The organism is Novosphingobium sp. B-7, assembly GCF_000410615.1.
In the GTDB taxonomy this organism is placed as follows: Bacteria; Pseudomonadota; Alphaproteobacteria; order Sphingomonadales; family Sphingomonadaceae; genus Novosphingobium; species Novosphingobium capsulatum.
This window is the reverse complement of record NZ_APCQ01000707.1, coordinates 1-9821: the sequence shown is the minus strand read 5'-3', so window position 1 is coordinate 9821 and position 9821 is coordinate 1. Positions and strand designations below refer to the sequence as shown.

Here is a 9821-nt window from a genome sequence, read left to right as displayed (position 1 = left end):
CAATCTTTGCAACAGAGCCATTACAGGAGTTATTATATTAGTCAAATGTCTCGATTGTGGCACCATGCTGTTGGCCCCGCAGACGGAGAGGCCCCAACTAGTCCTCCGCGCGCCGTTCTTTGAGAAGAGCCGCGACGACAAATGCCGGTACATACAGGCAGCCGATCAACAGCAGCAAAGCGTTGCCGCCAGCTTCCTCGTAGATATATCCTCCTGCGCCGCCGCCAAGGGCATAGCCAAGCTGATAGGAGAAGCTCCATGCTCCATAAGTCACGGCATAAAGTCGCGTCCCGAACTGACGCTTTACCGTGATGATATAGAGGATTTCCGCAGCCCCCACCGCGCTGCCGAGGATCAGCCCGCCAATGATCGCCAGAGGTGCATTCGATCCGACGAGCCAGAACCCCGCAAGGCCAAGGAACAAGGATGCTCCAAAGACAAGGCTGGCCCAGAATGTCCTGTACCGGTCGAGCATCCAACCTGTTATCAGATTGCCCGCCACCGCCCCGGCCGCGCTGAGTCCCAGAATCGTCGCCGCCAAGGCGGGGGTGTGACCAACGCTCACCATCAACACCGGCAATTGCGATGTCAGGATGATAGCGCCCATGCCCTGAATAATGACCGCCAAGATCATCGGACTCGCCACGACCCAATCGATTGCAACGATCTCCTTCCATCCGATGTGACCGTTCTCCCGAGCTTCGCCGCCAGGAGCGCTGATACTTGCCACGTCCGTTGATCCCCCGGCAACGAGGCGGTCGGTCGGGGAAGAATCGCGATTGAGGGAGACGGTCAGCGCCGCCACCAAGAGCAGGCAAGCGAGAACAAGCGTTGTCCCGCGCCAACCTAGATGAGAGATAAGAAACTCCGTAAGGGGTGAAAAGGCCAGGCCGCCGACGGCACCGCCGCTCCACACGATCGCCATCGCCGTCCCGAAGCGCTCGGAAAAGTGCCGCGTCACAATGACCGGAACTGAAACCGCGCACAGGGTCTTCCCGACTCCCATGGCAAGCCGCAACAAGTAAAGTTGCCAGAAGCTTGATACGAGAACGACCGAGCCAAAGGCTATGGCAAGAATTACGAGACCTGCCACGAACAGCCGCCGTGCCCCGACGCGTTCGATGATCGGCGCGCAGAACAGCGCGAGCGGCGAAGCCAGCCACATCGCGGAAACGAGAGCGCCGGTCTGGGCGGCCGACCATCCGCGCTCGTGCGCCATCGGCTGCGCGAGGATAATGAATCCGAACAGAGCAATTCCGAAGAGGCACGCGAGACCGAAAAAGAGGATAGCGGCCACGCCCCAGCGGGATTTGTCCGGAACTGTGCGGCTGTCGTGTGCGGTACCGGATCGGGTTTGCATTCTTATGTACCTCCGCGTCGCCGGATAGCCCGCCAGTCGGGAAGCCCGTTTGTTGCCGACGGATCGGTTCGAGGCATTGGACCGGTCACCGAATGAAAGTGTGACAATAGAAGGGATCGCTTTTTACGGGTCGGGACACATGGCATTTCTGTGACCCGGCTCGCTTTCACTCCGCTCGCATCGGGGAGCCATCGAGCGCCAGAGGCCGCGTGAGAAATTACACGTCGCATGTCATGATAATGCGACGTCAGAATTGCGCAACCGGTAACTGGTCGCCGACGACCTGCATCGCTGGCAATCCTGCCTGTTGCCAGCCCCTTCCTTCAGCCCGATCGTGAGCCGGCTTTTCAGAGCCGATGCGCGGAGATCAGCCGGCTGTCATCAACTGCCTTGCTTTTATAAATACCCGTGTTACGTAAAATGCAAACATGCAGTCACCCCTGCCGACGTAGCTTTTCGACGTCCGGCATTCGAGGAGAGTAACATGCCTATCGTTTCCGATGTCACCCAAGCCGATGTGGTAGTTGTCGGGGGCGGTATAACAGGCCTCGCTACCGCCTACGAAGTCCAGAAAGCCGGGCGGAGTGTGGTCGTACTCGAGGCATCGGACTATGTCGGCGGGCGTATCATGACGCGCGAAAGAAATGGCGACATTGTCGAGGTCGGCCAGCAATATTTCCTGTCAACCTACAGCCAGGCTTCGAAACTGCTCGACGAGATCGGGATGACGAGCGAGCTGATCGAGGAGGGCCCGGAGATTGTCCAATATATCGACAAGAAGGGAAAGTCGCGCGTCATCAGTAGCGAAACGGACTTGGTGCGCGCTCTAGGCGTCCGTGGTTCTGCCGATCTGGCGCGCGCAACCCTTCAGTATTCGACGATGGGCAAAGCATTTCCAACTTACGGCCTCGATCGCTGCATCGAGGAATATGACGATATCACCGCTGCGGAGGGCTTCGCCTGGGCCGGCGAGAAGTTCATGGACTTCATCGTCCGTCCGATGTGTTACGGGAACGCGGGAACCGCGCTGGAACACACCAGCCTCTTCGACGCGATCCGGCTGTTCCGTAGCAACCTCAAGCAACCCAAACACTACGGTTTTCGTGGCGGGAATCGCGCGCTTCCGCGGAAGCTGGCCGAATTGGTTCCGGTTATGCTGAATGCCGAAGTGAGCGAGCTTCTGACGACCGGCGATGCGGTGACGGGCGCCAAGCTGGCCGACGGGCGGACGATAGGGGCGGGGCACGTGATCCTGTGCACCACGCCGAATGTTGCCGCGCGCCTTACACCTGCGATGTTCGAGCGGGCGAAGGCTTTTCTATCGGACTTCGACCACACGCGCCTCGCGCTCGCTTATTTCTATCTCGATCGTCCGGTCTGTCCGTCGTCAGAACATTCGGCACAACTCGCGGCGTAAATTAGCGGTGTGCGGGCCTCGTCTGGGGGTTGATGGTAAGCGGCGAGCATGCGGTGCGGCAAGCGCCGATGTTCGATGGTCTGTCGTTTGATCCTTTCACGCTGTTTGATGATGGCCGGCGCCCTGCCGAAGTAGGCGTCGGCGGGCGTCACGTTGCCGAGGCTTTCATGGTATCGGCGGTGATTATAGTGCTCGACGAAGACCTCGATCTGGGCCTGAAGGTCACCGGGCAGGAAGTAGTTTTCGAGCAGGATGCGGTTCTTGAGGGTCTGGTGCCAGCGCTCGATCTTGCCCTGGGTCTGCGGGTGCATCGGGGCACCGCGGACATGGGTCATCTTGTTGGCGTCGATATATTCGGCCAGTTCGCCCGCGATGTAGCTCGGACCATTGTCGCTGAGCAGCCGGGGCTTGTGCAGCACCGTGGCGCTGTCGCAGCCGGAAGTCGCCAGGGCGAGGTCCAGGGTGTCGGTCACGTCTTCGGCGCGCATGTTGGTGCACAGCTTCCAGGCGATCATGTAGCGCGAGAAGTCGTCGCGCACGGTCGACAGATACAGCCAGCCCCACCCGATGATCTTGAAGTAGGTAAAATCGGTCTGCCACATCTCGTTCGGTCGGGTGGTCTTGGTGTGGAACGCATCGGCGGCCTTGATCACGACATAGGCCGGGCTGGTGATAAGATCATGGGCCTTGAGCAGGCGGTAAACCGTGGCTTCCGACACGAAGTAGCGCTTCTCGTCGGTGAAGCGCCCCGCCAGTTCTCGAGGGGATAGTTCTGTCGTCTCCAGCGCCATCTCGACGATCTGGTTCCGGATGTCATCACCGATGCGATTCCACGCCCGGCTTGGCGCCGATGGCCGATCTTCCAGCCCCTCCGGCCCGCCTTCGAGGTAGCGGTCGTACCACCGATAGAAGGTCCGGCGAGCGATGCCGAGCTGGTCCAGCGTGCGTTTGGCCGGCAGATGTGACTGCTCGACGATCCTGATGATCTCGAGCTTCTCGGATGCGGGATACCTCATTCGTCGTCGCCCCCATCCGCAATCATGCTTTTTTTGAGCAGGCGGTTTTCGAGCGTCAAATCGGCCACGCATTCCTTCAAGGCGCGGGCTTCGCGGCGCAAGCCCTGCACCTCGCCGGTGGTCGCGGCACGCGCGGTGTCGCCGGCCAGGCGGCGCTTGCCCGCTTCCATGAACTCCTTCGACCAGGTGTAGTACAAGCTCTGCGCGATGCCTTCCTTGCGGCACAACTCGGCGATGCTGTCCTCGCCGCGCAGGCCTTCCAGCACGATCCTGATTTTGTCCTCCGCAGAGAAGTGCCGGCGCGTCGCACGCCGTATGTCTTTCACCACCCGCTCGGCAGGGGCCTTCGGCCCCGATTTTTTCAAGGAGGATTTGGGCTTCATCTTCGTTCCTTCGTCACTACGACGAAGCCCAGATCCTCCTTAAATCACAACCTCAAATCTGTGCCATGGGCGCTGACGGCGGACAGTCGAATCCCTCGCGGGCAATCACCCGCCTTGCGGCGTCGCGCACCGCGAGCCGCCGTTCATCGGCCGAGCTGATGTCGCGCGGCGGGGGTGCATCGGGGGTAGAATTGGTCATCGATTGTGAAGGTCTCCAAAGCTGCGTTGATCGATCGTAGGGCGCTCGCGCGGTGACACCCAGCTTTAATTCGCCGTCGTGCAAGCGCGCGATGCCCGTTGCCCACCACGCCCGGACGACCCACGCGTAGCCGCGAATGCCAGGACTTTGTGGTGAGCGCCGCGCACGCGCTCGTCACATTATCAGGTTGAGGCATATCGATCGGTTGCACCAACACCGCTTCAAAGCCTTGTCGTCACCATGACATTAATTTAGAAGACAAGCGTATGGATAAAACGAAGGCGGCGATTTCACGGCAATATACCGCTTCGGCTCAAGCTTGCGCACGCGTCGGCCCTCCGCCCCGAATAGTTCTTATGGAACGCCGATCATGACGAGTGTCGGCGGGCATCCGAGGCAGGCCGAGCTGGAAGCGACCCTCACTGCACACCTCGACCAGGCGCGCGCGCGGCGCTGCGCATCGAAGGAGCATGCGATCGCGGTGCAGACGCTGTGCGCGCTCGGCCGTCATGGCGAGGCCGCCGCGCTGCTCGATCGGCTCGCTGCCATGCCGGCTGGAACCGCCGAGGACGATGAGGCCCTTGGTTTCGCGGCGTTCGCGGCGGGTGCGCACCAGCTGTCGCGTGACTGCTATGCCAGGGTGGTCGACGCACGGCCGGACGATCCGCTCGCCTGGTATAACCTGGCAGCCGGTGAACGGACGATCGGCCAGCTCGAGGCGGCGGAAGCTGCCTGCGACCAGGCGCTGCGTCTGTCGCCGGGAGCGTATGAGGCGGCGCTGCTCCGGTCGGTGCTTCGTACCCAGACCGTGGATCGCAATCATGTCGAAGCCTTGCAGGGCATGCTGGAACGGGCGCCAGCTCCGCCGGCAATCATCTCTTTGCACTATGCGCTGGGGAAGGAATATGAAGACCTTGGCGACTATGATGCCGCTTTCCACCATTTCTCTTGCGGCGCGACAGTGCGAAGGCAGACGCTCAGCTATGAGGTTGCCGACGACGTCGCGAAGCTGCGACGGATCATCGAGAGCTTCGATGCCGGACGCCTTGCGCTGGCGCCCGGGCTGACCCCTCCCGCCTATGGCTTCATCGTCGGGTTGCCGCGCTCTGGCACGACGATGATCGAACGCATACTGACTGGTAGTCCGCGCGCGCGGAGCAATGGCGAAACCGATAATCTGCTCGGAGCGCTGGGTGAAGGTGCGGCGGCGACCGGGGCCGATGTCTTCGAGCGCGTCGCCGGGGCGAATGGCGCGCGCGTGCTGGCAGGCTATGCGCGACGCGCGGGCTCGCCCGCTGCAGGTGACATCATCCTCGAAAAGCTGCCGTTCAACTATCTCTATGCCGGTGCGGTCCGGCTCACCTTGCCTTGCGCCCGGACCCTGCTCGTCAATCGCGCGCCCGCGGATAATCTGTTCGCCATGTATTCGACGCTTTTCGGAAGTGCGTACCCGTTCAGCTATTCGTTCGGTGATCTTGCAGCCTATTATTTCGCCTACAGCGAGTTGCTTGATCATTGGCGAAAGGTGCTCGGTCCGCAATTGCTGGAGGTCGCTTATGAGAATGTCGTCAGCGAGCCGGAAAGGAACGGTCGCAAGATCGCCGGGCACATGGGTATCGCATGGGACGATGCGATGGTGCGGATCGAAAGGAACAAGACGGCGTCCGCTACCGCCAGCGCCGCCCAGATTCGTCGCCCCATCTACCGGACGGCCGCCGGCCGGTGGCGCAATTATGAGCGGCATCTCCGGCCCTTGCTCGACCTGCTGGAGGCCGGAGGTATCGATCCGTTCAGGGCGCGAAACGGTCCGGAGGAAAGATAGGACGGCGCGCGTTCGACGCGCGCCGTTCGTAGGATAGCCGCCAAAAGGGGGCTCTGCCTGCCGTAGCCTCCGAGCCGATCGTGGCAGCATTTGCCACTACCAGTTTTTGGTCAGGCGGATCCCGACTTCGCGCGGGCGCGAGACCGAATAGGCATTGCCCCAGTTCCCGAGCGTTGCGATCGAGTTGAGGGTGCGCAGGTTCGCCGCATAGACCGCCCGCTTGTCGAGCAGGTTCGTGCCGTAAAGCTCGATGTTCCAGTCATCGATCGCATAGCCGATGCTGCCGTTGAACATGATATAGCCCGACTGCTTGCTGGCAGGCGTGTTGGCGCTCTGGCTCTTGAGCTGGTTCCATGTTCCGCTGCGGAAATCGAAGCCGAGATTATAGGTCATCTCACCCTTTCCGGCCGCGTGCGTATAGGTCAGCGACCCTGCACCGCTCCAGTCGGGCGCGCCCGGCAATTGGTCGCCCTTGACGCCCCTGATGGCGTTCGGCACCTCACTGCCGGCGCCATCGCCCGCGGGCAGGCCGAAGTCCTTGCTGAGGCGTGCCCGCGCATAGGCGAGGCCCAGATTGAAGCTCAGCCCGTCCATGACCGGTCCCGAAAGCTCCATTTCGAACCCCTTGGATTCGGCCGACGCGCCATTCACGACCGCCGGGAAGAGGTTGTAGGGGGTCTGCAGGTCGATCTGCGGATTCTTCCAGTCGACATAGAAAGCGCTCAGTGAATAGTAGATGCGCGCCATCGATCCCTTGATGCCCACCTCGAAATTGTTGGTGCGGTCGGGTTTGTAGACGACCAGCGCGTCGGGCTCGAAGATGATCGGGTTGATCGCGGGGGTCGAGAAGGTGTTTGCGCCGCCGCGACGGAAGCCCTGCGAGAAAGTCGCATAGACCTGTCCGTTCCCGCCCAGCTTATACGAGGTGTTCACCTTGAAAATCTGGTCGGTTCCCTTGGTCGAACTGGCCGAATTGATAAGCGACACGCCGACGCCGTCGACCTCGGGCGATCCGGGAGGCGCGAACAGGGTGATGAGCAAATCCTGGTTGGACGAGAATTTCTGCTTGAAGACACGCGCACCGCCGGTGACCGACCAGGCGTCGGTGAGATGAAGGGTGATGTCGCCGAAGAAGGATACCTCGCGGAACCGCTGCGAGGTGACCTGGCTGTAGGCGAGCCCGTCGCTGAGCGTCGGGATATAGGTTGCATCCGGTTCGCCGAAAAAGCCGTGATAGATCGGCGTCCGGCTTCCACCCGCGGCGAAGCTCTGCTCGCTGGCGCCGGGCGCATAGACGAACAGGTCGATCTTGCGCCGCTGCTGCTGCAGGAATACGCCCGCAGTATAGTCGATAAAGCCGCCTTCCTTCGAAACGATCCGCAATTCCTCGGTCCACGACCGGTCGCGGTCGTTGTTGGCGACCGGAATGACGGCTCGCGGATTGGCGGGCGCGCCGGTGTAGAAGAAACCAAAGGGCGAACCGAGCAGGCTGACCGTGGAATCGTTGGACGAGCGCCCGCGGGTCTTGCCATAGGCAACCGTCGCCGAGACAGTGGCGAAGCCGAGGTCGTAGCTCGCATCGAGCGACGCCAGTTCCGTCTGCCGCTTCCAAGGCTCCAGCATCGGGATCGACCGCTCATACTCACCCGTGGGTTCGAGTTGAATGCGGGGATCGAGCGGTGAGGCACCGCCTTCGAAGCTGTCGTTGTCGATATTGCCGCCGACGCCCTTGGACTTGGCAAAGTTATAAGCGATTCCTACCGAGAAGTCGTCGGTCGGTTCCCAGCGGATCGCGGCACGCGCGAACGTGGTATCGGCGTAGTTATAATCCTTCTTGTTGAAATAGACCCCCGGGCTGTTCGCGACATCGGTTGAGTCCGCCAGAACGGGCGCGCCGTTGATATAGCTATCGCCCTGGCGCTTCAGCACGTCGCGTGCATCGATAAAACCGCCCTGGCGCTCCTGTCTCGCGACAAGGCGGATCGCGATCGTGTCGCCGACGGGCAGGTTCACGATCCCGCCGAAGGCATAGGAGGGATCTTTCGAGTGAGAAAGCTTGCCGACCGAGCCGGTCACCGATCCGCTGACTTCGCCGAGCCTGGGCTCGGTCGGCACCACGCGGACCGCACCCGACAGCGAGCCCGCGCCATAGAGCGTGCCCTGCGGACCGCGAAGGACTTCTACCCGCGACAGATCGTAGAGGGGCAGCGACCCGGTGACGGGCGCGTTGCCGAGGTAGAAGCCGACAGGTGACTGGAAATAGCGCGCAGCGTTGGAGGTCGTCTGCGACGCGTTTAGCCCACGGATAATCGGAATCTGGGCTGCCGCGGTGCGCGCGCCGGCGTCGATGATATTGAAGTTGGGAACCTGGCGCGTGAGCGACGCGATGTTGCTGATGTTGGCGCGCTCGAGCTGTTCGCCGCCGTAGGCAGAGATATTGAACGGGAGATCGGTGACTCTTTCTTCGCGGCGGCTGGCCGTCACGATGATGTCGCCGTCGCCCGATTGCTCGGACGCCTGTTCTGCGTCCTGCGCCACGGCCGGGGCGGCATACAGGACGGCCGTCAGGGCCATCATGCAACCGGTCGTACCGAGGATTGCCTTGCGACGGCGCGTCGCGAACGCGTGCTGCTTGATCACCGTTATTCTCCCTCTATCGATGCTTCCATCTCGTCCCGCCTGAGGAGTGTCACGCCCTGAACCAAGTTTACGTGACGGCTGTTTTCTTTTATCTGCCGGGCTCTTTGCAGATAAAATGACGATTGTCATTATGTTATTTATGTGACGGCGCTCACGGGACCGTATGCGCGCTCTGGTCCGACTAAGGGACATGCGCATATCTCACTGTAAATATAGAGATTAATCTCGGTCCTCGGGGCCTTGGCGGGCTGATGGGGAATCATGGAAATACGCTGGTCCGACGGCGTGGCGACGGGCCGTGAACGGGCCATATCCGATTGTGCACGATGCTCGAATCAGTTCCTGTCGTGCGCCAGCCGCGGGTATGCCGACGGCCGCATCATGCTTCGACGCTGACGTATCGGGGCAATCCGAAGCGGAGCCGCGTCGAGGGGCTGGAGGCAATTGTCGAGACCATTTGCACCGAACGCATTGCCCAACTCGAATAAACAGCGCGTGCGCGGACTAGCTAGGAGCCAGCGAGACCGCTTTGCGCCCAAAGCTGCCATTTAACGGCGCGAAATTCAACTCGCTTGCGCCTGCCCCTCGACCCACCTAGGCTGATTCCACCGGGGCGATGCGACCTCCCGGCTAAGCGCAGCGTGCGCTCAAGCGTTGCCTTTTGGTCTTCGCTCATGCGGGGATGAGGAGGTTTGCTTGAAGCGTATTTCTCTTTCGATCCTGTTGCTTGTTCCAACTCCCGCCTTCGCCGAAGACGGGCTCAGCCTCGGTGGCAGCACGCGCCTTCGATACGAAGTGATAGACGGACAGCCACGAGCGGGCTTCAACGAGTCCGACGATCTTGTCAGCATCCGGACGATCGTAACGGGCGAGTATCGGACCGGACGGCTGAGGCTTGGCGCCGAACTCTACGACAGCCGCGTCTACGGCGGCGATGCCGGAACGCCGATCACCACCGGCGAAGTCAACACGCTGGAACTGGTA

General features: G+C 61.4%; 4 protein-coding genes and 2 pseudogenes. 3 read left to right on the top strand and 3 right to left on the bottom strand.

What is annotated here, in order from left to right:
• Positions 1-97 precede the first annotated feature (97 nt).
• Positions 98-1360 carry an MFS transporter gene (locus tag H926_RS0107665; RefSeq protein ID WP_043608482.1) on the bottom strand — a complete coding sequence of 421 codons (1263 nt, stop codon included), beginning with the start codon at positions 1358-1360 and terminating at the stop codon, positions 98-100.
• Positions 1361-1844: 484 nt separating this feature from the next.
• Between H926_RS0107665 and H926_RS0107660 the strand changes: the two genes are divergently transcribed.
• Positions 1845-2777, top strand: coding sequence for an NAD(P)/FAD-dependent oxidoreductase (locus tag H926_RS0107660; RefSeq protein WP_022675775.1), 933 nt, complete (start codon positions 1845-1847; stop codon positions 2775-2777).
• Between the two features lie 38 nt (positions 2778-2815).
• On the opposite strand, the pseudogene H926_RS26190 reads toward H926_RS0107660, so the two are convergent.
• Positions 2816-4176: pseudogene (locus H926_RS26190) on the bottom strand (IS3 family transposase); the annotation flags it as partial.
• A gap of 569 nt (positions 4177-4745) precedes the next feature.
• On the opposite strand from H926_RS26190, the gene H926_RS26185 reads away from it, so the two are divergent.
• The gene (locus H926_RS26185; RefSeq protein ID WP_022675772.1) at positions 4746-6197 is read left to right on the top strand and encodes a sulfotransferase; all 1452 of its coding nucleotides are present in this window, start codon (positions 4746-4748) and stop codon (positions 6195-6197) included.
• A 96-nt stretch (positions 6198-6293) separates the two neighbouring features.
• Here H926_RS26185 and H926_RS26180 read toward each other — a convergent pair whose 3' ends face one another.
• A complete protein-coding gene (locus H926_RS26180; RefSeq protein ID WP_022675771.1) occupies positions 6294-8837 on the bottom strand; it encodes a TonB-dependent receptor in 2544 nt (847 codons plus the stop codon).
• A gap of 696 nt (positions 8838-9533) precedes the next feature.
• Between H926_RS26180 and H926_RS26175 the strand changes: the two are divergent.
• Positions 9534-9821 (top strand): annotated as a pseudogene (locus H926_RS26175) (hypothetical protein); the annotation flags it as partial.

Coding starts and splice junctions, on each gene's coding strand:
- H926_RS0107660 (WP_022675775.1), top strand. CDS start 1,845: ATGCCTATCGTTTCCGATGTCACCCAAGCCGATGTGGTAGTTGTCGGG.
- H926_RS0107665 (WP_043608482.1), bottom strand. CDS start 1,360: ATGCAAACCCGATCCGGTACCGCACACGACAGCCGCACAGTTCCGGAC.
- H926_RS26185 (WP_022675772.1), top strand. CDS start 4,746: ATGACGAGTGTCGGCGGGCATCCGAGGCAGGCCGAGCTGGAAGCGACC.